The organism is Micromonospora citrea (genome assembly GCF_049629545.1).
Taxonomy (GTDB): Bacteria; Actinomycetota; Actinomycetes; order Mycobacteriales; family Micromonosporaceae; genus Micromonospora; species Micromonospora citrea_A.
The window spans coordinates 109,431-134,572 of the sequence record NZ_JBNADX010000004.1 but is presented as its reverse complement, the minus strand read 5'-3'; the positions used below and the strand labels follow the sequence as shown (position 1 = coordinate 134,572).

The 25,142-nt window shown below is 73.5% G+C and carries 23 protein-coding genes and 1 tRNA gene; 9 read left to right on the top strand and 15 right to left on the bottom strand.

Features of this window, described 5'->3' with window-relative positions:
• Positions 1-83: 83 nt before the first annotated feature.
• From pth to ACPFP2_RS06840, 6 genes are all read right to left on the bottom strand, one after another.
• A complete protein-coding gene (gene pth / locus ACPFP2_RS06865; protein ID WP_424087216.1) occupies positions 84-674 on the bottom strand; it encodes an aminoacyl-tRNA hydrolase in 591 nt (196 codons plus the stop codon).
• Between the two features lie 95 nt (positions 675-769).
• Positions 770-1,477 carry a 50S ribosomal protein L25/general stress protein Ctc gene (locus ACPFP2_RS06860; protein WP_424087214.1) on the bottom strand — a complete coding sequence of 236 codons (708 nt, stop codon included), beginning with the start codon at positions 1,475-1,477 and terminating at the stop codon, positions 770-772.
• A gap of 285 nt (positions 1,478-1,762) precedes the next feature.
• Positions 1,763-2,743: a ribose-phosphate diphosphokinase gene (locus ACPFP2_RS06855; protein ID WP_091292202.1), complete on the bottom strand. Its 981-nt coding sequence runs from the start codon at positions 2,741-2,743 to the stop codon at positions 1,763-1,765.
• 53 nt (positions 2,744-2,796) lie between these two features.
• A complete protein-coding gene (gene glmU, locus ACPFP2_RS06850) occupies positions 2,797-4,320 on the bottom strand; it encodes a bifunctional UDP-N-acetylglucosamine diphosphorylase/glucosamine-1-phosphate N-acetyltransferase GlmU (RefSeq protein WP_424087211.1) in 1,524 nt (507 codons plus the stop codon).
• A gap of 71 nt (positions 4,321-4,391) precedes the next feature.
• A tRNA-Gln gene (locus ACPFP2_RS06845) sits at positions 4,392-4,462 on the bottom strand.
• A 47-nt stretch (positions 4,463-4,509) separates the two neighbouring features.
• Positions 4,510-5,361, bottom strand: coding sequence for a helix-turn-helix domain-containing protein (locus tag ACPFP2_RS06840; protein WP_424087209.1), 852 nt, complete (start codon positions 5,359-5,361; stop codon positions 4,510-4,512).
• Between the two features lie 154 nt (positions 5,362-5,515).
• Between ACPFP2_RS06840 and ACPFP2_RS06835 the strand changes: the two genes are divergently transcribed.
• Positions 5,516-6,193 (top strand): TetR family transcriptional regulator, encoded by a 678-nt coding sequence (locus ACPFP2_RS06835; protein ID WP_424087207.1) that lies wholly within the window; start codon positions 5,516-5,518, stop codon positions 6,191-6,193.
• Between the two features lie 9 nt (positions 6,194-6,202).
• Here the strand turns inward: ACPFP2_RS06835 and ACPFP2_RS06830 are convergent, their stop codons facing one another.
• From ACPFP2_RS06830 to ACPFP2_RS06805, 6 genes are all read right to left on the bottom strand, one after another.
• Positions 6,203-6,679, bottom strand: coding sequence for a DUF4383 domain-containing protein (locus ACPFP2_RS06830; RefSeq protein WP_424087205.1), 477 nt, complete (start codon positions 6,677-6,679; stop codon positions 6,203-6,205).
• 169 nt (positions 6,680-6,848) lie between these two features.
• Positions 6,849-7,304: a DUF4383 domain-containing protein gene (locus tag ACPFP2_RS06825; RefSeq protein ID WP_424087203.1), complete on the bottom strand. Its 456-nt coding sequence runs from the start codon at positions 7,302-7,304 to the stop codon at positions 6,849-6,851.
• Positions 7,305-7,416: 112 nt separating this feature from the next.
• Positions 7,417-9,216, bottom strand: coding sequence for an ABC-F family ATP-binding cassette domain-containing protein (locus ACPFP2_RS06820; RefSeq protein ID WP_424087201.1), 1,800 nt, complete (start codon positions 9,214-9,216; stop codon positions 7,417-7,419).
• A 267-nt stretch (positions 9,217-9,483) separates the two neighbouring features.
• Entirely contained in the window at positions 9,484-10,440 is a 957-nt protein-coding gene (locus ACPFP2_RS06815) for a 4-(cytidine 5'-diphospho)-2-C-methyl-D-erythritol kinase (RefSeq protein ID WP_424087199.1), read from the bottom strand.
• Between the two features lie 126 nt (positions 10,441-10,566).
• On the bottom strand, positions 10,567-11,436 hold the full coding sequence (gene rsmA / locus ACPFP2_RS06810) for a 16S rRNA (adenine(1518)-N(6)/adenine(1519)-N(6))-dimethyltransferase RsmA (RefSeq protein WP_424087198.1): 870 nt from the start codon (positions 11,434-11,436) through the stop codon (positions 10,567-10,569).
• 32 nt (positions 11,437-11,468) lie between these two features.
• Complete coding sequence (locus ACPFP2_RS06805; protein WP_424087196.1) at positions 11,469-12,401, bottom strand: TatD family hydrolase; 933 nt, start codon at positions 12,399-12,401, stop codon at positions 11,469-11,471.
• An 82-nt stretch (positions 12,402-12,483) separates the two neighbouring features.
• Between ACPFP2_RS06805 and ACPFP2_RS06800 the strand changes: the two genes are divergently transcribed.
• Both ACPFP2_RS06800 and ACPFP2_RS06795 read left to right on the top strand, forming a co-directional pair.
• Positions 12,484-13,710: a hypothetical protein gene (locus ACPFP2_RS06800; RefSeq protein ID WP_424087195.1), complete on the top strand. Its 1,227-nt coding sequence runs from the start codon at positions 12,484-12,486 to the stop codon at positions 13,708-13,710.
• A 55-nt stretch (positions 13,711-13,765) separates the two neighbouring features.
• The gene (locus tag ACPFP2_RS06795; RefSeq protein ID WP_424087193.1) at positions 13,766-14,617 is read left to right on the top strand and encodes an alpha/beta fold hydrolase; all 852 of its coding nucleotides are present in this window, start codon (positions 13,766-13,768) and stop codon (positions 14,615-14,617) included.
• Between the two features lie 52 nt (positions 14,618-14,669).
• Here the strand turns inward: ACPFP2_RS06795 and metG are convergent, their stop codons facing one another.
• A complete protein-coding gene (gene metG, locus ACPFP2_RS06790; protein WP_424087191.1) occupies positions 14,670-16,472 on the bottom strand; it encodes a methionine--tRNA ligase in 1,803 nt (600 codons plus the stop codon).
• A 149-nt stretch (positions 16,473-16,621) separates the two neighbouring features.
• Here metG and ACPFP2_RS06785 point away from each other — a divergent pair, with 149 nt between their 5' ends.
• A complete protein-coding gene (locus ACPFP2_RS06785; RefSeq protein WP_424087189.1) occupies positions 16,622-17,503 on the top strand; it encodes a hypothetical protein in 882 nt (293 codons plus the stop codon).
• A gap of 114 nt (positions 17,504-17,617) precedes the next feature.
• Here the strand turns inward: ACPFP2_RS06785 and rsmI are convergent, their stop codons facing one another.
• The gene (rsmI, locus tag ACPFP2_RS06780; protein ID WP_424087538.1) at positions 17,618-18,463 is read right to left on the bottom strand and encodes a 16S rRNA (cytidine(1402)-2'-O)-methyltransferase; all 846 of its coding nucleotides are present in this window, start codon (positions 18,461-18,463) and stop codon (positions 17,618-17,620) included.
• Between the two features lie 92 nt (positions 18,464-18,555).
• Here rsmI and ACPFP2_RS06775 point away from each other — a divergent pair, with 92 nt between their 5' ends.
• From ACPFP2_RS06775 to ACPFP2_RS06765, 3 genes are all read left to right on the top strand, one after another.
• Positions 18,556-20,229, top strand: a complete 1,674-nt coding sequence (locus tag ACPFP2_RS06775) for a dolichyl-phosphate-mannose--protein mannosyltransferase (protein ID WP_424087187.1) — start codon at positions 18,556-18,558, stop codon at positions 20,227-20,229.
• 442 nt (positions 20,230-20,671) lie between these two features.
• The gene (locus ACPFP2_RS06770) at positions 20,672-21,958 is read left to right on the top strand and encodes a VWA domain-containing protein (RefSeq protein WP_424087185.1); all 1,287 of its coding nucleotides are present in this window, start codon (positions 20,672-20,674) and stop codon (positions 21,956-21,958) included.
• A gap of 2 nt (positions 21,959-21,960) precedes the next feature.
• Positions 21,961-22,737, top strand: a complete 777-nt coding sequence (locus ACPFP2_RS06765; protein ID WP_424087183.1) for a peptidase — start codon at positions 21,961-21,963, stop codon at positions 22,735-22,737.
• 111 nt (positions 22,738-22,848) lie between these two features.
• Here ACPFP2_RS06765 and ACPFP2_RS06760 read toward each other — a convergent pair whose 3' ends face one another.
• Entirely contained in the window at positions 22,849-23,118 is a 270-nt protein-coding gene (locus ACPFP2_RS06760) for a hypothetical protein (RefSeq protein ID WP_424087181.1), read from the bottom strand.
• Positions 23,119-23,267: 149 nt separating this feature from the next.
• Between ACPFP2_RS06760 and ACPFP2_RS06755 the strand changes: the two genes are divergently transcribed.
• Positions 23,268-24,380, top strand: a complete 1,113-nt coding sequence (locus tag ACPFP2_RS06755) for a DNA glycosylase AlkZ-like family protein (protein ID WP_424087179.1) — start codon at positions 23,268-23,270, stop codon at positions 24,378-24,380.
• Positions 24,373-25,026, top strand: a complete 654-nt coding sequence (locus ACPFP2_RS06750; protein ID WP_424087177.1) for a 4'-phosphopantetheinyl transferase family protein — start codon at positions 24,373-24,375, stop codon at positions 25,024-25,026. Before ACPFP2_RS06755 ends, ACPFP2_RS06750 begins: the two co-directional genes overlap by 8 nt.
• The last annotated feature ends 116 nt before the right edge of the window (positions 25,027-25,142 follow it).

The window sequence follows — 25,142 nt, the reverse complement described above, 5'->3', positions numbered from 1 at the left end:
GCGGCCCACGTCGCCGGTCGCGCCACGTCAGAAGGCGCAGACTACCGGCCCCGCACGCGCCCCTGTCGAGTACGCCCCGCGCGTCACACCCCGTGGTACGCGTTCTGGGTCGGCTCCACACCCTTGCTGACCACCGACTCCACCACGTCGGCCGCCCGGTCCACCAGGAACTCCAGCTCCTTGCGCTCCGCGGCGCCGAAATCCGACAGCACGTAGTCCGCCGGGTCCTGCCGTCCCGGGGGCCGGCCGATGCCGAACCGGACCCGGACGTAGTCCTTCGTCCCCAGCGACTTCGACATCGAGCGCAGGCCGTTGTGCCCGCCCTCCCCGCCGCCCAGCTTGATCCGCAGCTGGCCGTACGGGATGTCCAGCTCGTCGTGCACGGCGATCACCCGGTCGGCGGGGATCTTGTGGAACTGGGCCAGCGCCACCACCGGCCCACCGGAGAGGTTCATGTACGTCAACGGCTTGACCAGCACCAGCTTCGGCCCGCCGAACCCCAGCCGCCCCTCGGCGACCTCCGCCACCGCCCGCTTGTGCCGGCCGAACCTCGCGCCCACCCGACCCGCCAGCAGGTCGGCCACCATGAAACCGACGTTGTGCCGGTTGCCGGCGTACTCCCGACCGGGGTTGCCCAGGCCGACCACCAGCCACGGCCCCGCCTCGTCCGTCACGTCCCGTCCCTCCCGGGGTCAAACGTCCGTGTCCCGATACGCCGACAGGCGCCCCCGACGGTGCGGGGACGCCTGTCGCAACGATGCGGGACCGATCAGGCCTCGGTCTTCGCCTCGGCGGTCTCCTCGCCACCCGCGGCGGCCGGCTCGCCGGCCTCGGCGCCCTCGGACGACTCGGCGGTCTCCTCACCGACGCCGGCCTCGACCTCCTCGTCGGCGGTCTCGACCTCGGGCAGGGTCGCCTCGAGCTGCTCGGCGGTCGGCGCGGCGGTCACCGAGGCGACCGTCTGCTCCGCGTCGGCGGCCAGCTCGACGCCGGCCGGCAGCTCCACGTCGGCGGCGGTGACCTGGGTGCCGGCCTCCAGGCCCTCGATCGAGGCCTCCAGGTGGTCCGGAACCTTGGTGGCGTCCGCGGTCACCGACAGGGTGTCGTGGTCGTGCACGATCAGGGTGTCCTTGGCGGCCTCGCCGGTCAGCTGGACCGGGACCTCGACGGTGACCTTCTCGCCCCGGCGGACCAGCAGCAGGTCGACGTGCTCGAAGGTGTCCCGGATCGGGTCACGCTGGATCGCCTTCGGCAGCGCCAGCACCTGGGTGCCGTCGCTGACCTCGATCGCGAAGAGCTGGTTGGCCCCGCCCTTGCGGATCGCGGCGGCGAACTCACGGGCCGGAAGCGCGATGTGCTTCGGCTTCTCGCCGTGGCCGTACAGCACGGCGGGCACCTTGCCGGCCCGGCGGGTACGACGGGCACCACCCTTGCCGAACTCGGTACGGGGCTCGGCGCTGATCTTTACCTCGGACACGGGGAAACTCCTGATGCTTTCGCTGCGGCGGCTTGTCGACTGGCGGTGCTGGGCGAGGGGCTCGCTGGGGCTCGTGCGTCATGACTGCCCGGAGCACCGCGTCGATGACGGTGCCTCCGGACGGTGCCGCTCAGCGGCCCGCCGGGCACCCTCGCCGTGGCAACCGTGCCAGTCTACCCGAGCCGATTCCGAGGGTGCCGGCAGTCCCCACTATCACCCTCCGGCCCCGCGCGCAGCGCGAAAACGCCAACGGCCGGGGCGCCCGCGGCGCCCCGGCCGGCGGGGTCAGCTCAGGCCACCGAAGAGGGTGGTCACCGAACCGTCGTCGAAGACCTCCCGGATCGCCCGCGCCAGCAGCGGCGCGATCGACAGCACGGTGATCTTGTCGAGCTGCTTCTCCGGCGGCAGCGGCAGCGTGTTGGTCACCACGACCTCGCTGATCGGGCTGTTCTTCAGCCGCTCGGTCGCCGGGTCGGACAACAGGGCGTGGGTGGAGGCCACCACGATCTCCGCCGCGCCCGACTGCTTGAGGATGTCGGCGGCCTTGCTGATCGTCCCACCGGTGTCGATCATGTCGTCGACGATCAGGCAGACCCGGCCCTCGACCTCACCGACCACCCGGTTCGCCACCACCTGGTTCGGCTTGAGCGGGTCCCGGGTCTTGTGGATGAACGCCAGCGGGCAGCCGCCCAGCCGGTCCGTCCACCGCTCGGCCACCCGTACCCGGCCCGAGTCCGGGGCCACCACCGTCATCGGCCGGCCGTCGAACTTGTGCTGCACGTACTCGGCCAGCACGTCCATCGCGAAGAGGTGGTCCACCGGGCCGTCGAAGAAGCCCTGGATCTGCGCGGTGTGCAGGTCGACCGTGAGGATCCGGTTCGCGCCCGCCGTCTTCAGCAGGTCCGCGATCAGCCGGGCCGAGATCGGCTCCCGGCCGCGGTGCTTCTTGTCCTGCCGCGAGTACGGGTAGAACGGCAGCACCACGGTGATCCGCTTGGCCGAACCGCGCTTCAACGCGTCGATCATGATCAGGGTCTCCATGACCCAGGTGTTGACGCCGTGCGTGACGGACTGCACCACGAAGGCGTCCGACCCACGCACCGAGTCCTTGAACCGTACGAAGATCTCACCGTTGGCGAACTCGTAGGCGTCGGAAGGCGTCGGCGCGACGCCGAGCACCTCACCGATCTCCTTCGCCAGCTCCGGAAAGCCACGTCCGGAGAAGAGCATCAGGCTCTTGCGGTTTTCGGCGACGATGCTGCCCATGGGCCCGTCTGCTCCCGTTGGTCGGTGGTGCCCGGCGGCGGTGTGGCCGGGGACTATTCGGTTGCAGTATCCCCCGCCGACGACGGCCCACCCACGGTCTCCGCGCCCTCGTGGATTGCCTCACCTTCCCTTGCGGCCGGCGTGTCCGCCGACGCACTCTGCGCCCGCTCTGCTGCGGCCGCCGAGGCCGTGCCGGGCCGCTTGCGCGCCACCCAGCCCTCGATGCTGCGCTGCGGCGCCCGGGTCACCCCGAGCGCACCCGCCGGCACGTCCTGCGAGATCGCGCTGCCCGCCGCCACGTACGCCCCCGGACCCACCTCGACCGGGGCGATCAGGCTGGTGTCGCAGCCGATGAAGGCCGCCTCACCGACCGTCGTGCGGTGCTTGTTCACCCCGTCGTAGTTCACGAAGATCGTCGCCGCGCCGATGTTCGCCTTCGCGCCGATCGTCGCGTCACCCACGTACGACAGGTGCGGCACCTTCGCGCCCGCGCCCACCTCGGAGTTCTTCACCTCGACGAACGTGCCGATCTTTGCCTTCTCGGCCAACTTCGCCGCCGGCCGCAGGTACGCGTACGGCCCGACGCTCGCGCCCGGCCCCACCTCGGCGCCGACCGCGTGGCTGCGCAGCACCGTCGCCGCCGCGCCCACCACCGTGTCCACCAGCGTCACGTCCGGCCCGACGACCGCCTCCGCGCCGACCACCGTCGTCCCGCGCAGCTGCGTGTTCTGGTCGATCACCGCGTCCCGCTCGACGGTGGCGGTGACGTCGATCCAGGTGGTCTCCGGGTCCAGGATGCTCACGCCGGTCCGCATCCACGCCTCGTTGACCCGGTCGCGCAGCAGCCGGCGCAGGCCCGCCAGCTCCACCCGGTCGTTGCAGCCCAGCGTCTCGACGTGGTCCGCCGCGACGTGCACCCCCACCGGCTCACCCGCCGAGACGAGCAGCCCGAAGACGTCGGTGAGGTACTCCTCGCCCTGGTCGTTGTCCGTGGAGAGCTTGCCCAACGCGTCGCGCAGCCGGGCCACGTCGAAGGCGTAGATGCCGGCGTTGATCTCCCGCAGCGCGCGCTGGGCGGGGCCGGCGTCGCGCTCCTCGACGATCTGCTCCAACCGGCCGTCGGCGTCCCGCACGATCCGGCCCAGGCCGGTCGGGTCGGGCACCTCGGCCGCGAGCACGGTCGCCGCCGCGCCCTCGCCCTCGTGCGCCTCGACCAGCGCCGCGACCGTCTCGGGGCGCAGCAGCGGGACGTCCCCGTTGATCACGACCACCGTGCCGGAGACCTCGGGCACCGCGTCCAGCGCGATCCGCACCGCGTGACCGGTGCCGAGCTGCTCGGCCTGGAGGACCGCGGTGGCGTCCGGGGCGATCTCGCCCAGGTGCGCCCGGACCTGCTCGGCGCCGTGTCCGACCACGACCACCGTGCGGTCCGCGGCCAGCGGCGCCGCCGCGGCCAGCACGTGGCCGAGCAGGGTACGGCCGAGCAGCGGGTGCAGCACCTTGGGCAGCGCCGACTTCATCCGCTTGCCCTCACCGGCGGCGAGCACGACGACGGTACGGAGGTGGGGCTGGGGCACGACGTGGCTCCCGTCGAAGGCGACAGTCTCGCGGCCATGCTAACCAGACATCACCTGGCGATCAGCAGAAGCTCCCGGGAGAGGACTCGAACCCCTACAATCAGGACCAAAACCTGACGTCCTGCCATTAGACGACCCGGGACGGTCTAAAACGCTCGAAACACTGTCGCGCCTGGACTCCACTACACCTTAGCGCCCCGCCCAGCCCGCGCCATCACTCATTCCCTTCATGATCCCTTCGATGGTCCAGTACATCCGGCGGGAGTCGGGCACCGAGACGACCAGGCAGCCGTGGTAGTCATCGCCGATGTTGTGCCGGACCGTGGCGGGCCGGTGTCTCTTGAGGGAGGTGCGCTGGAACGCCTCCACGGCGACGCCGACCTGCCGAGCCCACCAGCGAACCGCCGCGTCCGCGTCGGCCGTCTCGTGGATGCACACCCGGAACCGCAGACCCTCGCGCGGCACGCCCAACTCCTCGACGAAGCGTACGAAGAGGTCGATGAGCGCCGGATCGCTGTTGGTGAACCGGACCCGGCAGTCGTGGGGTCGCCAGGGCTTCGCCTTGACCCCTTCGGCCCAGTAGAGGGCGGCCCCGACCAGGAGCAATTCCCGACCGTCCAGCCGGGACACCCAGGCGGCGCCGAACTCGGCCAGCTCCGCCCGCGCGGCGTCCCGGGTCTCGCGGTGTGCGGCCCACTGCGCGTCCGTCATCACCTTCGAGTGCGCGCGGCGCCGCTCCCGTTCGGCCGCACCGTCGCGATCCAGCGGCAGGTGCCGCACCCACAGGTAGGCGGTCGACTTCGCCACGCCGAGCCGGTCGGCGATCGTACCCACCGACAGCCCCTCGCCGCGCAGCGCCACCGCCGCCACCCGCAACTCGTCCTTGGCCCTCGGACGCCGCGTCCACGCGGGCGGGGGCACCCCGCGCAGCAGTTCCTGCACCCGGTTGCGCCCCAGCCCCGTCCGAGCCCGGATCTGGGCCACGGAGAGCCTCTCCTCCACGCGCAGCCGCCGCACCTCACCCGCCGTGGCGTCCTCCATGACCGAACGTTAGAACGGAGGTACGACACCGGCGGGAAACCCGACGGTGGATTCGCAGCGGGCCTGGCAGGATGGCCGGGTGACCGAGGAAGACGGGCACGGCGGCAGGAACTTCCCACGACAGGGCGTCACCGAGCGCCGGCGAGGTGACGACATGACGGACGGGACCACGGGCGGGCGGCGGCGAGCGGTGCCGGCGGCGGGCGCGAAGCCGGCGTCCCGGGTGCGGATGTCCGCGGCCCAGCGGCGCGAGCAGTTGATCTCGATCGGCCGGCAGGTCTTCGCCGAGAAGGGTTTCGACGCCACCTCGATCGAGGAGGTGGCGTCCCGGGCCAAGGTCTCCAAGCCGGTGGTCTACGAGCACTTCGGCGGCAAGGAAGGGCTGTACGCGGTGGTGGTGGACCGCGAGGTGCGGGCCCTGCTGGACCGGATCACCACCGCGCTGACCGCCGGGCACCCGCACGAGTTGCTGGAGCAGGCGGCGTTGGCGCTGCTGACGTACATCGAGGAGGAGACGCCCGGGTTCCGGGTGCTGGTCCGCGAGTCGCCGCTGATGTCGGCGACGGGGAACTTCAGCAGCGTGATGAACGACGTCGGGCACCAGGTGGAGCACATCCTGGGCGCGGAGTTCTCCAGCCGGGGGTACGACCCGAAGCTGGCCGAGCTCTACTCGCAGGCGCTGGTGGGGATGGTGGCGTTGACCGGCCGCTGGTGGCTGGAGGTGCGCAAGCCGCGCAAGGAGACGGTGGCCGCGCATCTGGTCAACCTGGCCTGGAACGGGCTGTCGCACCTGGAGGCGAAGCCGGGCCTGATCACCCGCAAGCGGGCCTGACCGGCCCGGTCAGCGGGCGCCGGCCTCGGAGACGGGATGGTGCCGCTTGCGCCGCTCCTCCTCGGCGTGCTCGTCGGTGCCGACCTTGTCGTAGAGGCCGGTGCCGAGCAGGAGCAGGCCGAAGAGCATCGACACGATGACGGTCGACATCGAGAAGTTGAGGAAGTTCACCGAGGTCTGCAGCACCGCCATCATCAGGATGCTGGTGACCAGGAAGATCGCCCCGGCGGTCAGGTTCATGTAGTGGCCGAGGTTGCCGCGTCGGGACGCGCCGACGATCAGCACGATTCCGAAGGCCACGGAGGCCAACGAGAACGCCAGGTTGGTGCGGAGCCCGAGGACCCAGTTGCCGCCCCGGTCGAAGAGGGGGTCGCCCCAGGTCTGGAAGACACCCCAGACCCCGAAGACGAGGATGTAGAGGCCCACGAGCCCGGCGAGGACCCGGTAGAGCGGGCGCGCCGGATGGTTCACCGGAAAGTGCACCATGACTCCTTCTGCATCCAGGTATGACCGGTCCAGGAGGATTGTCCCTCGTCCGGGGGCCGCTGTCCGCCGAACCGCCGCCCCCGTCGGACGCGAAATCCCGCCCCGCCGGGCAGCAGGTGCCACGGGCGGAGCGGGATCACGACGGTCGTCGCCGGAACGCGACCGGAGATCAGAGGACCAGGCGGGCCTTCTGCCAGGCTTCCTTCTCCTCGTCGCTGCCGACCTTGCTGTACATGCCGACCATCAGCAGGACGAGGCTGAGGGTCAGCACCACGATGTCGGTGAGGATGGTGAAGTTGAGGATGTTGGCGTCGGTCTGGAGGAACGCCAGCTCCGCCAGGCCGAGCACCATCAGGGCGTACGCCAGGAACTGGTTGATCGCCACGTCGAGGTTGCGGCCGATCGCGGTGCCGGCCAGGACGGCGATGCCGATCACGATGCTGAGCAGCGAGAACCCGAGGTTCGTGCCCTGCCCGAGGACCTTGGTGTCGTCCTGGGCGAAGATGTCGTTGCCGGCGCTCGCGATGAGGCCGAGCACACCGAAGACCACGAAGTACAGACCAACGAGCCCGCCGATCGCCCGGTAGATCGGCCGCGCGGGGTGGTTGACGGGGGTATGGGCCATGTCTGAGTCTCCAACGCGTTCGGATGAGAGGTCGCCGACGATTGTCCCGCACGCCGGAATGTGACGCCGCACACGGCCCCCGCCTGTCGCGGGCGGGGGCGTGCAGCAGGGGTCAGACCGGCGGGATCTCGTCGGCCAGGGTGAGCCAGGTCTCCTCGGTCCGTTCCCGCTCGGCGCGTACCTCCTTGAGCTGCGCGTCGAGTTCGGCGACCTTGCCGTAGTCGGTGGCGTGGGCGGCGAGCTGGTCGAGCAGCGTCGCCTCCTTCTGCTCCAGCTTGCCGATCTGCCGTTCCAGCCGGGTCAGCTCCTTGCGGGCCTGCCGGGCCTCGGCGGCGGACATCCCGGTGGTGGCCGCCGGGGCCGGGGCCGGCCCGGTGTCGGCCTTCGGCGGGGGGTTCGCGCCGTCGGCCCGGGCGAGGTACTCGTCGATGCCGCCGGGCAGGTGCACCAGCCGGCCGTCGCCGAACATCCCGTACGCGACGTCGGTGACCCGTTCGATCAGGTAGCGGTCGTGGCTGGCGACGACGATGGTGCCGGGCCAGGAGTCGAGCAGGTCCTCCAGCGAGGCGAGGGTGTCCGTGTCCAGGTCGTTGGTGGGCTCGTCGAAGAGGAGCACGTTGGGCTCGCCGGCGAGCAGCCGCAGCATCTGCAGGCGGCGGCGTTCACCGCCGGAGAGGTCGCTGACCGGGGTCCAGAGCCGTCGGTCGTCGAAGCCGAAGACCTCGGCGAGCTGGGCTGCGGAGATCTCCCGGTCCCCGAGCTGCACCCGGCGGGCGACCTCCTCGACGGCTTCGAGGACCCGCAGGTGGCCGGGGAGTTCGGCCAGTTCCTGGGAGAGGAACGCGGGCCGGACGGTCGAGCCGGTGCGCAGGCTCCCGCCGTCGGGGCGGGTGATCCCGGCCAGCATGCGCAGCAGGGTGGTCTTGCCGGCGCCGTTGCGGCCGAGGATCGCGATCCGGTCGCCGGGGCCGACCTGCCAGGTGACGTCGTGCAGGATCTCCTTGGGGCCGGCGTGCAGGGTGACCTGCTCCAGGTCGTACACCTGCTTGCCGAGCCGGGCGGTGGCCATCCGTTGCAGCGACATGGTGTCGCGCGGCGGCGGGACGTCGGCGATGAGCGCGTTGGCCGCGTCGATCCGGAACCGCGGCTTGGAGGTGCGGGCGGGCGGGCCGCGGCGCAGCCAGGCGATCTCCTTGCGGAGCAGGTTCTGCCGGCGGGCCTCGGTGGCGGCGGCGACCCGTTCCCGCTCGACGCGGGCCAGGGTCCAGGCGGCGAAGCCGCCCTCGTAGGCCCGGACGGTCTGGTCGGCGACCTCCCAGGTGGTGGTGCAGACGGCGTCGAGGAACCACCGGTCGTGGGTGACCACGACCAGGGCGCCCTTGCGGCCGACCAGGTGCCTGGCCAGCCAGTCGACGCCGCCGACGTCGAGGTGGTTGGTGGGCTCGTCGAGGATCAGCAGGTCGGCCTCGCGGACCAGCAGCGCGGCCAGCGCGACACGGCGGCGCTCGCCACCGGACATCGGGCCGACCGGCTGGTCGAGGCCGAGGTGGGGCATGCCGAGGCCGTCGAGGATGGCCCGCACGCCTGCGTCGCCGGCCCACTCGTGCTCGGCGCCCATGCTCTGGCCGAGCCACGCGGTGCCGAGGACGACGTCGCGGACGGTGGCCTCGGGGGCGAGTTGGAGGGACTGCGGCAGCCAGGCGACGCGCAGGTCGCGGCGGTGGGTGACCCGGCCGTCGTCCGGCTCCTCCTGCTTGGTGAGCAGCCGCAGCAGGGTGGACTTGCCGGCGCCGTTGAGGCCGACCACGCCGATCCGGTCGGCGTCGTCGAGGCCGAGCGAGACGTCGGTGAGCAGCGGCCCGGCGGCGCCGTACCCCTTGGACACCCGGTCCAGGTTGACGATGTTGGCCACGACCTCACCTCCCATGATCAAGGCGTCCCGGTGCCGGCTGGCACCTCGGGACGCCTGGCCTCCCAGGGTACGCGGGCACGCCCGGCGGTCGCGCGGCACGCTCACCGACGCCCCCGCCCCGTCTTGATCGACTCCGTTTGCGGCGTGTTGCGGTATCCCTGGCGGGCGAAGGCGCGACACACCGCAAACCGAGTCGATCTCGCATCCGGTCCTCGGGGGTGGACCGGGTCGGCGGCGGGTCGGCGGCGGGTCGGGGGGTGCGGCGGGTCAGACGACGCGGGCCCCGGCCACCGGGCCGTGGGCCACCCGCGCCTCCCGGCACACCCCGGCCGCCTCCACCTCACGGGCGATCCGCTCCGCGTCGGCGACGCCGGCGGCGAGGAAGACGCAGGTCGGGCCGGAGCCGGAGACGATGCCGGCGAGCGCGCCGGCCGCCTCGCCGGCCTTGAGGGTGTCGGCGAGCGACGGGCGCATGGCCAGCGCGGCGTCCTGGAGGTCGTTGCCGAGGGCGGCGGCGAGCACCCGGGGGTCGCGCTGGCGCAGCGCCGCGAGCAGCCCGTCGGTGCTGCCGAGCGGCTCACCGGCGGTGCCGGCGTCCCGCAGCCGGTCCAGCTCCCGGTAGGCGGCGGGGGTGGACAGGCCGCCGTCGGCGACGGCCACCACCCAGTGCCAGGAGGTGGGACGGGCCAGCACCGGGCTGACCGCCTCGCCCCGGCCGGTGCCGAGCGCGGTGCCGCCGTGGATCAGGAAGGGCACGTCGGAGCCGAGGTCGGCGGCGATGCCGGCCAGCTCGTCCCGGGACAGCCCGGTGCCCCAGAGGGCGTCGCAGGCGACCAGGGCGGCGGCCGCGTCGGCGCTGCCGCCGGCCAGCCCGCCGGCCAGCGGGATCTGCTTGCGCAGGTGCAGCCGGGCGTGCGGCATGACCCCGGCGTACCCGGCGAGGGCGTGGGCCGCCCGGATGACCAGGTTGGAGTCGTCCAGGGCCAGCTCGCCGGTGCCCTCGCCCTCCATGGTCAGGGTGAGCGTGTCACCCCGCCGGGCGGTCAGCTCGTCGTGGATGGAGATCGCGTGGTAGACGGTGTTCAGCTCGTGGTAGCCGTCGCGGCGCAGCGGCCCCACCCCGAGGTGCAGGTTGACCTTGGCGGGCACCCGGACCTTGACCGGGCCGGTGGCCCCGCGCCGCCGCTGCTCGTCCTCGTCGTCCGGTCGCCAGGCCTCGGTCACGGAGCGACGTCCCGCAGGCGGATGTCGAACGGCTTGCTCACGATCAGCTCCTCGGCAGGGTCGGCGTCGTCGTCGACCGGGTCGTAGGCGTACAACGGTGGGCCCTGCGCGGGCAACGGCGCCAGCCTAACCGGCGGTGGGGGCGGCGGTCGGGGCCGACGCGGCGATGGCGGCGAACTGCTCCACGGTGAGTGACTCCCCGCGTGCGCCGGGGTCCACACCGGCGGCGGTGAGCGCGGCGGCGGCCCGGTCCGGGCCGCCGGCCCAGCCCGCCAGGGCGGCGCGCAAGGTCTTGCGACGCTGGGCGAACGCGGCGTCCACCACGGCGAAGACGGCCTGCCGGGCGACGTCGTCGCGGGGCGGCTCACGCCGGGTGAAGGCGACCAGGCCGGAGTCGACGTTCGGCACCGGCCAGAACACGTTCGGTGGCACCCGGCCGGCGGCGCGGGCCCGGGAGTACCAGGCGAGCTTGACCGACGGGATGCCGTACACCTTGGAGCCGGGACCGGCGACGAGCCGGTCGGCGACCTCCTTCTGCACCATCACCAGGCCGTGGCGCAGCGTGGGCAGCTCGGCGAGCAGGTGCAGCACCACCGGCACCGCGACGTTGTACGGCAGGTTCGCCACCAGCGCGGTCGGCGCGGGACCGGCCAGCTCGGCGGCGGTGACCCGCAGCGCGTCGGCGTGGTGCACGGTGAGCCGGGCGGCGTCCGCGCCGGCATGCCGGGCGGCGGTCTCCGGCAGCGCCCCGGCCAGCGTCGGGTCGATCTCCACGGCGTGCACGTGCGCGGCCACCGGAAGCAGGGCCAGGGTGAGCGAGCCGAGGCCGGGGCCGACCTCCAGCGCCACGTCGTCGGGGGCCAGCCCGGCGGCGGTGACGATCCGGCGGACCGTGTTCGGGTCGTGCACGAAGTTCTGGCCGAGCTTCTTGGTGGGGGCGACGCCCAGGCGGGCGGCGAGTTCCCGGATCTCCGCCGGGCCGAGGAGACCGGTCACGCCCCGTAGCGTAGCGGCGGGCTCCGGCCCGCTCACCACGGGCCGAAGACCCGGTCGCCGGTGGCGGAGACGGCCGCGCAGAGTTCGTCCACGTCGGCCCCGGTGGTCGCGGCCAGGGACCGGACCGTCAGCGGGATCAGGTACGACGCGTTAGGCCGTCCCCGGTGCGGCATCGGGGTCAGGTACGGCGCGTCGGTCTCCACCAGGAGCTGGTCGATCGGGGTGAGCGCGGCGGCCTCCCGCAGCGCGCCGGCGCTGCCGAAGGTGACCGTGCCGGCGAAGCTGAGCAGGTAGCCGCGGCGCACGCACTCGGCGGCGAACTCGGCGTCGCCGGAGAAGCAGTGCAGCACCACGGTGTCCGGCGCGCCCTCGTCGTCGAGGATCCGCAGCACGTCGGCGTGCGCGTCGCGGTCGTGGATCACCAGCGCCTTGCCGTACCGCTTGGCGATGGCGACGTGCGCGCGGAAGCTCTCCTCCTGCGCGGCCCGCCCCTCGTCCCCGGTACGGAAGAAGTCCATCCCGGTCTCGCCGACGCCGCGTACCCGGTCGTGGGCGGCGAGCGTCTCGATCTCGCGCAGCGCCTCGTCCAGGTCGGCCAGGCGGGGCGCCTCGTTCGGGTGCAGCGCGACGGTGGCCAGCACGGCCGGGTACCGCTCGGCGACCTCGGCGCCCCAGCGCGACGACTCGACGTCGACGCCGACCTGCACCAGCCGGTCCACACCGACGGCGGCGGCCACCTCGATCGCGGCGGCGACCGGGTCGGCGACGGCGCCGCCCGAGCCGTCTTCCGCCGGCGACTGCGGGGCTCGCAGGGGCACCCCGTATTCGCTGACCGTGATGTCCAGGTGGGTGTGGCTGTCGAGCACGGGACGGGGCAGCGGCTCCGGGGCGGGCGGGAACTCCCCGGCCCGCCGGGCGGCGCGCTGCTTGCGGGTTTCGGTGCGCTCACTCATCGCGGCCAGCATCACACACCGACACGCCGTCGCGTCTCCGGGACGCCATCGACTGTTCACCGGTCCGGCATCAGCCGCGCTTACCGTCTGCAGGATGACCGTCACCCCTCAGGCAAGCGGCACCGGACTGCGCGTGACGTACGAGGGCACGGCGTACCCGGCGGAGGAGATCGCCCGCGGTGCGGCGTACGAGTTGCTCAGCGCCGAGGAGGCGGCCGGCTTCGAGTGGGCGCCCCGCCCCGGGTCGGCGTTGCCCTGGCGCAGGTTCGTGCACGTGACCGAGGTGGACGCGGTGCACGGGACGAGCGAGCCGGCCGAGGAGCCGGAGGCGCCGCTGCTGGTGCCGCTGCACCGGGAGCGGGGCTGGTCGTACGTGCAGCAGCTCAGCCAGCAGCCGGCGGCGGCCGGGGATCCGACGCTGCGCACGGTGCGCGCCTCGGCGGTGGTGCGGCGGGGCACCCGGATGGTGAAGGTGCTCTCCGCCGAGCAGCTCGCCGGGGTGGTGCGGGGTCGGCTGCCGCACGGGTTCTGCTTCCGCGAGCACGACGTGGCGCACCTGCGTACCCCGGCCGGGCTGGCGGTGCTGGGCGGCGACGGCGGCGCGGCGGGCGACGTGGCGTACGCGCTGCGCTGGCGGGCCGCCGACCCGGGCGACTACGACGTGCCGGTCGGCCCGGCGCACCGCGGGTTGCTGGCGATGCCGCCGCGCGACCGGCTCGGCCCGCCGGTGCTGGGCACCGGTTTCGTGCCGAGCAGCGGGCAGCTGATCCCCGAGTTCGTCACCCGGGACTTCGCCGACCTGCCGCTGCCGGCGAACGCGACCCTGCTGGCGTACACCGCCGAGGGGGTGGAGGTGGTGCTCTACAGCTACCAGGCGGAGCAGCGGGGCTGGTTGCGCATGGCCGGCCCGCAGTGGCGGCACCTGCTGGCCGCCGTGCCGGAGCTCTCCCCCGACCAGGAGTACGTGCCCACCGGGGACGCGCCCCGCTCCACGCAGCTGGTCGGCGGCTACGCCGGCAGCGAGTACGAAGCGGTGGCGGACCTGCCCGGCGGGTTCCGGGTGCTGGCGATGACCCGGGCGGCCCGGTACCCGGTGGAGTCGGTGGGCCGCCGGCTGCGCTTCGCCCACTGGCGGGGCGCCCCCTGCCAGGTGCTGCGGGAGGAGCCGGGCTGGCTGCGGCTGCGGCTGTGCCGGCCGGACCCGGACGCGGTGCTCGCGACCGGGGCGCAGTGCCAGGAACGGGGCGTGTACGAGGTGTGGGCGCCGGGGGCGGAGGTCACCGACGACCGGGTGGTGGATGTGCCGTATCCGCTGGCATAAGCACCGGCGGGTCGGGAAAGCGCGCTCGTCCGAGACGCGACGACCGGGAGACCCGATGCCCTTCATCACTGTCGGCGCGGAGAACTCCGCGCCCATCGACCTGTACTACGAGGACCACGGCTCCGGGCAGCCGGTGGTGCTCATCCACGGCTTCCCGTTCAACGGGGCGACCTGGGAGAAGCAGTCCGGCCCGCTGCTGGCGGCCGGCTACCGGGTGATCACGTACGACCGGCGGGGCTTCGGCGCGTCCAGCCAGCCGGCCACGGGGTACGACTACGACACCTTCACCGCCGACCTCGACGTGATCATGACCGAGCTGGACCTGCGCAACGCGATCCTGATCGGGCACTCGATGGGCACCGGTGAGGTGACCCGCTACCTGGGCACCTACGGGTCGAACCGGGTGGACCGGGCAGTGCTGCTCGCCCCGCTGGCGCCGTTCCTGCTGAAGACGGCGGACAATCCCGAAGGCGTGGAGCAGAGCCTCTTCGACGGGTTCAAGCAGGCCATCCGGGACGACCGGTTCGCCTACCTCACCCAGTTCTGCCAGAACTTCTTCAACTTCGACGCCAACAAGGGCAAGCTGGTCAGCGAGGAAGCCTTCCGGGCGCACTGGAACATCGGCGCGCAGGCGTCGGCGAAGGGGACGCTGGACTGCGTGGACGCCTGGCTGACGGACTTCCGCGGCGACCTGCCCCGGATCGACGTGCCGGTGCTGATCGTGCAGGGCGACCAGGACATGGTGCTGCCGTACCCGGTGACCGGTCAGCGGTTGCAGCCGATGCTGCCGACGGCGACGTTGGTGACGTTGCAGGGCGCGCCGCACGGCATTCCGTGGACCAACGCGGCCGAGGTGAACCAGGCGATCATGGATTTCGTCAGCGCCCCGGCGATGGCTCGGCGCTGAGACGCGCGACGGGGACGGGCGCGTCGACGCCCGTCCCCGTCGTACTGCCGGGTCAGCCCGCCAGGCGGGCCAGTTCCTCGTCGACGATCGACGGGTCGAGCTTGCGGAAGACCGGCTTCGGCGCGGCGAGCGGCCGGCCCGCCTGCACCGGTACGGACTCCCAGCGCGCCCCGACCGTGTAGTCACCGGTCAGCACCGGGTACGCCGGCCCGCCGTCGAGGTCCTCGACCTCCTCGATCACCGGCATCGGCGCGTGCACGCCGGTGCCGCCGAGCAGCTCGTGCACCTGCTGCGCGGAGTGCGGCAGGAAGGGCGTGAGCAGCGTGTTGGCGTCGCTGACCACCTGAAGGGCGACGTGCAGGATGGTGCCCATCCGGGGCTTGTCGTCCTCACCCTTGAGCTTCCACGGGGCCTGCTCGGACAGGTACCGGTTGGCCTCGGCGACGACCTTCATCGCCTCGCCGATGGCCTGCTTCTGCCGGTGCTTGGCGATCAGGTCGCCGACGGTGGTGAAGCCGGCGCGGGCCACCGCGAGCAGCGCCTCGTCGGCCTCGGTGAGCCCGGCCGGGTCGACCGGGGGGATCGCGCCGAAGTTCTTCGCCGCCATCGAGACGGAGCGGTTGACCAGGTTGCCCCAGCCGGCGACCAGCTCGTCGTTGTTGCGGCGCAGGAACTCGGCCCAGGTGAAGTCGGTGTCGTTGCTCTCCGGGCCGGCGACGGCGATGAAGTAGCGCAGCGCGTCGGCGTCGTAGCGCTCCAGGAAGTCGCGGACGTAGATGACGACCTTGCGGGAGGAGGAGAACTTGCGTCCCTCCATGGTCAGGTACTCGCTGGAGACGACCTCGGTGGGGAGGTTCAGCCGGCCCAGCTCGCCCGGCTGGCCGTCGCGCGCGCCCTCGCCGGAGTAGCCGCCGAGCAGCGCCGGCCAGATCACCGAGTGGAAGACGATGTTGTCCTTGCCCATGAAGTAGTAGCCCCGGGCGTCCTTGCCCTCGCCGTCGGCGGACCACCACTTGCGCCAGGCCTCCGGGTCGCCGGTGCGGCGGGCCCATTCGATGGACGCGGACAGGTAGCCGATGACCGCGTCGAACCAGACGTAGATCCGCTTGTCGGGGCGGTCCTGCCAGCCGTCGAGCGGGATCGGCACGCCCCACTCCAGGTCCCGGGTGATGGCCCGGGGCTGGAGGTCGTCGAGCAGGTTGCGGGAGAACCGCAGCACGTTGGGGCGCCACCCCTCCCGGTTGTCCAGCCACTGGCGCAGCGCGTCGGCGAGGGCCGGCAGGTCGAGGAAGAAGTGCTCGGTCTCGACGAACTCCGGCGTCTCGCCGTTGATCTTGGACTTCGGGTTGATCAGGTCGATCGGGTCGAGCTGGTTGCCGCAGTTGTCGCACTGGTCGCCGCGGGCGCTGTCGTAGCCGCAGATCGGGCAGGTGCCCTCGATGTAGCGGTCGGGCAGGGTCCGGCCGGTGGACGGGGAGATCGCGCCGGTGGTGACCTTCGGGACGATGTACCCGTTGCGGTGCAGCCCCTGGAAGAGCTCCTGCACCACGGCGTAGTGGTTGCGGGTGGTGGTGCGGGTGAACAGGTCGTAGGAGAGGCCCAGCGCCTTGAGGTCCTCGGCGATCACCCGGTTGTACCGGTCGGCCAGCTCGCGCGGCGTGACCCCCTCGGCGTCGGCCTGCACCTGGATCGGGGTGCCGTGCTCGTCGGTGCCGGAGACCATGAGCACGTCGTGGCCGGCCATCCGCATGTACCGGGCGAAGACGTCGGAGGGAACCCCGAATCCGGATACGTGGCCGATGTGGCGCGGGCCGTTGGCGTAGGGCCAGGCGACCGCGGCGAGAACGTGACTCATGACCAGCAAGCCTAGTGACCGGCTCCCGGTGCCCGCGAACCAATAGGGCACCCGCCACGCGCAGCGGCCCGCGACGCCCCCGGCGTTGGTCCGATTTGTCGCCGACACGCGGCCTGAGCTGCCCTGCCGTCGCGCCTCTGCGGTGTCCAATGAACGCCGTGACGGCGAGACGAGCGGGACACGACGAACCCTCCCCCGGCGCCCGGAGCGCACCGGCGCCCGGCCGGCCCGCGCCGTCGCGCGGCGGCGCGGTCGCCCCCCAGCCCCGGGTGGTGCCCGGCCCGGACGACTCGCCCGTCGAGGTCGAGCCGACCACCGGCGCCCCGGTCGACGCCGTGCCGAGCCGGGTCCCGGTCCGCCAGCCGCGCGGCCTGCGCGCGGGGCCCGACCCCGATGCGGGTACGGCGGAGGAAGGCGAGCTCTTCTGGCCCCCGATCGAGCAGGTGCACTGGGACGGCACGCCGCTGCGTGAGGAGCAGAAGCGTGCCGAGCGGGCTTCCGCCGCGCCGGCCCGGACCCGCGCGCCTCGCGCCGCCCACCCGCCGGACCCGGTGCGGGGCCTGGCGGCACTGCTGGCGTTGAGCCTGCTCGCCGCCTTCTTCGCCTGGGTCAGCGCCGGCCCGTTCTGGCTGGCCGTCGGCCACGCCAGCGCCGGGACGGTGGTGATCACGGACTGCGCCGGGGGCGGGTTGACCCAGCGCTGTCGGGGCATCTTCACCGCCGACGGGGGCCGGTTCCTCGCCCACGGCGTCCGGGTCAGCGGGGTGCCGGGCGAGCGCAGCGCCCCCGGTACGGCGTTGCCGGCCCGGATGACCGGGGCGGGCGACGACACCGCGTACGTCGACACCGGGGTGGGCGGGCACCTGCGCTGGCTGCTCGGCCTGCTGGTGGTGGCCGGCTGCGGCGCCGGGATCGCCCGGTGGACCGGCGCCACCCGGCTGACCGACCCCCGGCACCGCCGCTGGGCCACCCTCGCCGCCCACGCCGGCCCCACCCTGATCACCCTCGGCTTTCTGACCGCCGCCTGGTGAGCCCGCCCGCCTCGGCCCGCCGATCATGAAGTTGTTGTCACGACACGCCGTCGCGGCGCGCAACAACTTCATGATCGGCACTGACGGGCGGGCGGGCGGGGCGGGGCGGGCGGGTCAGGGCTGGGTGTGGACGACGGTGTAGACGTCGCGGCGGCGGAGGGCGTACTCCGTCGCGACCTCGGTGATGGCGTCGCGGCGGGAGAGACCGGCGGCCTCCCGCCCGGCGACGGCGGCGCGCAGGGTGTCGTCGTCGGGACGTTCCGCCGGCCGCTGCGGCGCGCCGGCCACCACGAGGGTGATCTCGCCGCGCGGTTCGCCCTCGGCCGCCCAGTCGGCCAGCTCGCCCAGGGGCCGGCGGACAACCTCCTCGTACGTCTTGGTCAGTTCCCGGCAGAGCGCGGCCGGGCGGTCGGCGCCGAACGTTGCGGCCAGGTCGGCCAGCGCGCCGGCGATCCGGTGCGGGGCCTCGAAGAGGACCAGGGTCCGCTCCTCGGCGGCGAGGGCCCGCAGCCGGGACCGGCGCGCGCCGGGCGTGCGGGGCAGGAACCCCTCGAAGCAGAACCGGTCGCAGGGCAGGCCGGACAGGGCCAGCGCGGTGGTGACCGCGCTCGGGCCGGGCGCGGCGGTGACCGGCACCCCGGCGTCCAGCGCGCCCCGGACCAGGCGGTACCCGGGGTCGGAGACGCTGGGCATGCCGCCGTCGGTGACCAGGGCGACCGTGTACCCGGCGGTCAGCACCTCGACCAGTTCGGGGGTACGCCGCTCCTCGTTGCCCTCGAAGTAGGAGACGATCCGGCCCGGGATGGCGACGTCGAGGTCCCGGGCCAGCCGGGTGAGGCGGCGGGTGTCCTCGGCGGCGACCACGTCGGCGGTGGCGAGCACCTCGCGGAACCGGGCCGAGGCGTCGGCCGGGTTGCCCAACGGCGCGCCGAGCAGGACCAGGCGTCCGAGCTCGGACATTTCACCCACGAGTAGCGCTCCTTCATCGACGAGCGTGCCAGTATCGGGGACGATGGGCGCCACCGGGCACCTTCAGAGCCTACGATCGCCGGGTGACGAGTGCGTCGACAGCGCAGAGCGCGAACGAAGCCGGTTCCGAGCAGGGGAGTTCCCCCACCGGCGGCGGTGGCGGCATCCCGGCCGTCGTACGCCGCCGGCTCGCCACCGTCGAGGCCCGGCTGGACGTGAACTCGTGGCTGGCCACCGCCGTGGTGGTGGTCATCGCGGCGGTCCTGCGCCTGCTCGACCTCAGCCGCCCGGCGGGCAAGATCTTCGACGAGATCTACTACGCCCGCGACGGCTACGGGCTGATCGACAAGGGCGTCGAGTGGAACTACAAGGACAACGGCCCGTCGTACGTGGTGCACCCGCCGCTGGGCAAGTGGCTCATCGGGCTCGGTGAGTGGGCCTTCGGCTACGCCGACGCCGAGCACAACATCACGGTGCCGGGTCACCTGATGACCACCGCCCCGGAGTTCGGCTGGCGGATCTCGGCGGCGGTCGCCGGCATCCTGTCGGTGCTGATGCTGACCCGGATCGCGCGCCGGATGTTCCGCTCCACCACGCTCGGCTGCGCGGCCGGCCTGCTGCTGGCCCTGGACGGCTTCCACCTGGTGCTCTCCCGCACCGCGCTGCTCGACATCTTCCTGCTGCTGTTCGTGCTGGCCGCCTTCGGCGCGCTGGTGCTGGACCGGGACTCCCGGCGGCGGCGCTGGGCCCGGGCGCTGGAGGACGGGCTGGACCCGACCGCCGCCGGCCCGGCCGGGCGTCCGGCCGGCGGCTGGCGCACCTGGCCCTGGTGGCGGCTCGCCGTCGGGGTGCTGCTCGGCTGCGCCGTCGCGGTGAAGTGGAGCGCCCTGTACTTCGTGCCGGCGTTCGGCCTGCTGGCGCTGCTGTGGGAGGTCGGCGTCCGCCGCTCGGCCGGGGTACGCCGCCCGTGGCGGGACGCACTGCTGGACGAACTGCCCTGGCTGGTGCTGGCAGGGGTGATCATGGTGGTGACGTACGTGGCGACGTGGTCGGGCTGGCTGCTCGGCGACGACGGCTACTACCGGCTGGCCGAGCGGTACCCGAACACGCCCGGCCTGAGCGACACCCCGGTCGTCGGGGCGCTGAACAACCTGTTCCAGTACCACAAGGCGGCCTTCGACTTCCACACCGGCCTGGAAACGCCGCACAAGTACCAGTCCTGGCCCTGGCAGTGGCTGCTGCTCGGGCGGCCGGTGGCGTTCTACTGGTCGAACGCGGCCGGGTGCGGGGCGGCGAGCTGCGCCTCGGAGATCCTGCTGCTCGGCACGCCGCTGCTCTGGTGGTCGTTCCTGCCCGCGCTGGCGGCGCTGGCCTGGCTCGGCATCGCCCGGCGGGACTGGCGGGCCGGGGCGATCCTGCTGAGCCTCGCCGCCGGCCTGCTGCCCTGGTTCTGGTTCGCCCTCGACGGCCGGACGATGTTCTCCTTCTACGCCGCCCCGGCGCTGCCGTTCCTGGTGCTGGCGGTGGTCTACGTGCTGGGCGCGATCGCCACGCCGAGCACCCCGGAGGGCACGCCGGAGGCCCCGGCCGATCCCGGGCGCAGCGCCGACCGGCGGCTGGTGGGTGGAGTCATCGTCGGCGCGTACGTGCTGCTGGTGGCGCTCTGCTTCGCGTACTTTTACCCGATCTTCGTGGGCAACTCGCTGCCGTACGAGGACTGGTCGGGCCGGATGTGGCTGGACGGCCGCTGGATCTGATCCCACCGGGCGGCGAAGGGACGCCGCCGGACGTCATCGTGGTCGCGCCCGGTTTCCGGACATCTCCCGGACCGGGCGCGATCGCGTGGGCAACCGGGGCGGAGTTCGGATCGGCCGGGCCGGTCGGGCGGGATCGCCACGCACCGGGGCCTGGGCAGACATAGAGCGCGCCCCGATCGCCTGCCACGGGGGAAGCGGGCGATTGGGGCGCGCAACACAGAGCTTAACCACCCTTGGGCACCGGCACAACGGGTCGACTTCAGTCAGATTTCTGACGGATGCATGGTCGAGCAAAAGGTTTACATCGGGCATCTAACGGACCGTCATCGGGCATCCACGGTCCGCCCGGTCCGCGCGGCCTCCGAGGACCCCACCGACGCGATCCCCCGCCGACGGGTCACCCAAATGTCCATCCGATGTGGACGCCACTACACTCCGCCCGGTGATCAACAAGAGACGATCGACGGCCGTCCTGATCGGGCTGCTGGCGGCGACCGCGCTGACCGGTCCGGCGCCGGCCCTGGCCGACGAGGAGGAGACACCCGCCGAGCCGCCGAAGGTCGAGCTGGTGCTCGACGTCAGCGGCTCGATGCGGGCCCGGGACATCGACGGGCGCAGCCGGATAGCCGTCGCCCAGCAGGCGTTCAACGAGGTCGTCGACGCGCTGCCCGAGGAGACCCAGCTCGGCATCCGGGTGCTCGGCGCGACCTACCGGGGCAAGGACAAGAAACAGGGCTGCCTGGACACCCAGCAGATCGTCCCGGTCGGGCCGGTGGACCGGGTCCAGGCCAAGGCCGCCGTGGCCACGCTGCGGCCGACCGGCTTCACCCCGGTCGGGCTGGCCCTGCGGGAGGCCGCCCGGGACCTGGGCACCGGCGCCACCGCCCGGCGGATCGTACTGATCACCGACGGCGAGGACACCTGCGCCCCGCCGGACCCGTGCGAGGTGGCCCGGGAGCTGGCCGCCCAGGGTACGAAGCTGGTGGTGGACACCCTCGGCCTGGCCCCCGACGAGAAGGTCCGCAAGCAGTTGCTCTGCATCGCCGGGGCGACCGGCGGCACGTACACCGCGGCGCAGAGCGCCGAGGAGCTCACCGGCCGGATCAAGCAACTCGTCGACCGGGCCCGGGACACCTACACCGCCACGCCCACCATGGTCGGCGGCTCGGCGGAGTGCGCCGACGCGCCGCTGCTCGCGCCCGGCGTCTACAGCGACCGGGAAGCGGTCTCCGAGCACCGCTGGTACCGGGTGCCGGTACGCCCCGGGCAGGAGCTGCGCGCCTCGGTCAGCGTGGCGCTGGACCGCCCGGTGAACCCCGACCACGGCGTCCTGCTGCGCGCCACCGCCACCGACGGCCGGGAACTGGTCCGCGGGGTGGACGCCGGCAGCGGCCGTACCGACGTGGTCTCCGCCGGCCTGCGCTGGGCGGCCACCGAGGATCCCGCCGACGGCGCGAGCCCGACGCCGGAGGCGACCGCCACCGTCCCGGCCACCACGGTCTGCCTGGTGGTGAGCAACTCGTTCGCGCTGCGCCCGGGTACGCGGGCCACGCCCGGCATGCCGGTCGAGCTGATGATCGACGTGGTCGCCTCCTCCCCCGCGCCGGCCGCGCCCGACCTCGGCCGGGGCTGGGTGCTGCTGGTGCTGCTGACCCTGGCCGGCCTGCTCACCGGTCTGGTCGCCGGCCTGCTCACCCGCTGGTGGGTGGCCACGTGGAGGGAGAACTGAGCATGCGTACCCCGATGATCCGCACCGGCGCGGCGCTGGCCGCCGCCGGCCTGGCTCTGCTGGCCGCACCCGCGCCGGCCCGAGCCGCGCCCACCCCCTCGCCCGGCGCCACCCCGGTCACCCGGGCCGGGACGTCCTTCCTGACCGCCACCGCCGTCGCCGCCGGCCAGCCGGTCCGGGTGGACGCCTCCATCGGCGACCACCTCTACTGGTCGTTCCCCGCCTCGGCCGGGGAACGGCACGAGATCACCGCGACGGTGTCGTTCCCGAAGGCCCGCACCGGCGCCTCCACCTGGACGGTGGAGGTCTTCGACGGGCTCCGACGGCGGCAGTCCTGCACGGCCGGGGCGCAGGCCCCGACCGTCGACGCCACCGCCGGCAGCGTGGCCCTGGGCTGCACGCTGCGCCAGGTGCGGTCCTGGGCGGAACCCTGGTCGGCGGACCCGCTGCCCGGCACCTACCACGTCCGGCTGTCGGTGCCCAGGCTGGCGGAGGCCGACCTCGGGCTGCCGGTCGACGTGGACCTGCTGGTCGGCGCCGACAGCGCGGGCTCCCGGGACGACGGGGAGCTGAAGGCGCCGCTGGTGCCGAACACGAAGGCCGGCACGGTGCTGAACGCCGAACCGACGGCGGCTCCGGCCGAGGAGGAGTCGACCGGGTTCGCCGGTTGGCTGCCCGACCCGGGTTCGCGCTGGATCTGGAGCACGATGGGCGGCGTCCTCGCCGCCGTGGCCGGCGTGATCGGGTTCGCCCTCACCCGCCGACCCCGCCGCCCCTGACCACCGCCACGGTGGCCGCGCCGGCACCGGCGGCGCGGCCACCGTGGCCGGCGGCGACCGCCAGGTCGGCTGCGACGGTGGCCGCGCCCTCCGGATGCGGCCACCGCAGGATCAGGACGTGACCGGTCCCCGGGGCAGCCAGCCGATGAACCGCTCGCGCAGTGGCCGTACCGGGGTCGCGGTGAGGTCGGCGGTCGCCACGGCCAGGCACGATCCCAGGTAGACGCTGAGCGACGCGCGGTCCACCTGGTACTCCGAGAGCAGCAGGTCCCGCTTGGCCGCGCAGGGCCACTCGTCGCCGCACGTGCCGCAGGTCCACGCGGGGGTCACCGGGACGTGCTCGTCGGGCAGGCATCCCGACGCAGCCGTGGCACCGGTCATCGGTCACTTCCTCTCACGTACGTCGACGTCGGCCGTGCCGCCGGTCACCACCCGTCGGCACGGAGAGAGACCGGTCGACTCCCCCCGTGTCGCCCCAACAGCGCTCCGGAACCCTCCGGCGTTACGCGGTTGCGGTACGTTGACCATCCATGGCCGCCACGAACCTTCCTGTCGAGCGGGTGCTGGCCTGGCGGGCCCACCGTCAGCTGCTGCACCGGCCGTCGGGCCTCGACGCGGTCGCCGTGGTCGGCCGGCTGGCCGGCGTGCAGGCACAGGTGGCCTCCGCCGCCGAGCAGGCCGTCGCCGCGCGACAGCCGGCCCCCCGTCCGGGTACGGCGGCTGCCGCGCTCGCCGCCGGCGACCTGGTGAAGACCTGGGCGATGCGCGGCACCCTGCACCTGCTGCCCACCGCCGAGGCGTCGGCCTGCCTGGCGCTGCTGGCCGCCGGCCGGTTCTGGGAGAAGGGCTCCTGGCAGCGCAGCTTCGTCACGGTCGGGCAGCTCGACGCGCTCGCCGAGGCGACCTGGTCCGCACTGGACGGCCGGGTGCTCAGCCGGGAGGCGCTGACCGCCGAGATCGTCGAGCGCACCGGCGACGCCTCGCTCGCCGCGCACCTCGGCTCCGGCTGGGGCGCGGTGCTCAAGCCGCTGGCCTGGCAGGGGCTGCTGGTGCACGGGCCGGCCGACGGCAACCGGGTCACCTTCACCCGTCCCGACACGTACCTGCCGGGCTGGTCGGGGCTGCCCGAGCCGGAGGAGGCCGCCGCGCGGGTGGTGCCGGCGTACCTCGGGGCGTACGGGCCGGCGGATCCGGAGACCTTCGACCAGTGGCTCAGCCGGGGCGGCTCGAAGCGACCGATGCTGCGCGGCTGGTTCCGGGCGCTGGTCGAGGCGGGTGAACTGGTCCCGGTGACGGTCGACGGGCGGCCCGGGTACGCCCGGGCGGGCGACGTGCCGGAGATCGTCGCCGCCGAGCCCACCGACGACGTACGCCTGCTGCCCGCCTTCGACCAGTGGGTGCTCGGGCCGGGCACCAGGGACACCACGGTGGTGCCGGCGGCACGCCGGGCGGACGTGAGCCGGGCGGCCGGCTGGATCGCCCCGGTCGTGGTGCACCGGGGCCGGGTGGTCGGCACCTGGGAGGCCCGCCACGGCGAGCCCGAGGTGACCCTCTGGCCCGAGTCGCCGCCGGTGCCGGCCGACCGGCTCGACGAGGAGCGGTCGCGACTGCGGTCGTACCTGAAAGGGGTGGAGGATGCGTGACCTGCTGCCACCGGCCGTGTCGGTCGTGGTGGCCGGGCCGGCGGACTGGGCGGGCGAGCTGCTCCCCGCCGAGCGGACCGGCCTGGGCGAACGCGCGGTGGAGAGCCGGCGGCGGGACTTCACCGCCGGGCGGGTCTGCGCCCGGCGGGCGATGACCGACCTGGGGCTGCCGCCGGTCCCGGTGCTCGCGGCGGCCGACCGCTCCCCGGTCTGGCCGCCGGGCGTGGTCGGCACCATCACCCACACCCGCGACTACTGCGCCGCCGCGGTCGCCCGCGCCGACGACGTGCGCTCCGTCGGCATGGACGCCGAGCGGCAGCGCGAACTCAACCCGGGGGTACGCCGGCTGATCTGCCGCCCCGAGGAGGAGGACCGCTGCGCCCGGCTGCCCGCCGGCACCGCGTGGCCGGTGGTGCTGTTCAGCGCCAAGGAGACCGTCTACAAGATCTGGCATCCGGTCGTCGGGTCCTGGTTGGACTTCCAGGACGCCACCGTCGAGCTGGACCCGGACGCGGGGACGTTCACCGCGCGGATCGACCCGGTGCGGGTGGCGGCGGCGACGGCGGTCGATCCGCCCACGGTGGTCCACGGCCGCTTCGCGGTCGAGGACGACCTGGTCCGCACGGCCGCCGTGCTGCTGCGCTGACCGTTCGGCCCCTGCCCGGCGAGCCGAACGGCGGGGCCGGACCCGAGACAATTCCGGATTGACCGCACCGACTAGCGTCGAGGAGTTTCATCAGACCTGATTCGAAGCGCCGAGGA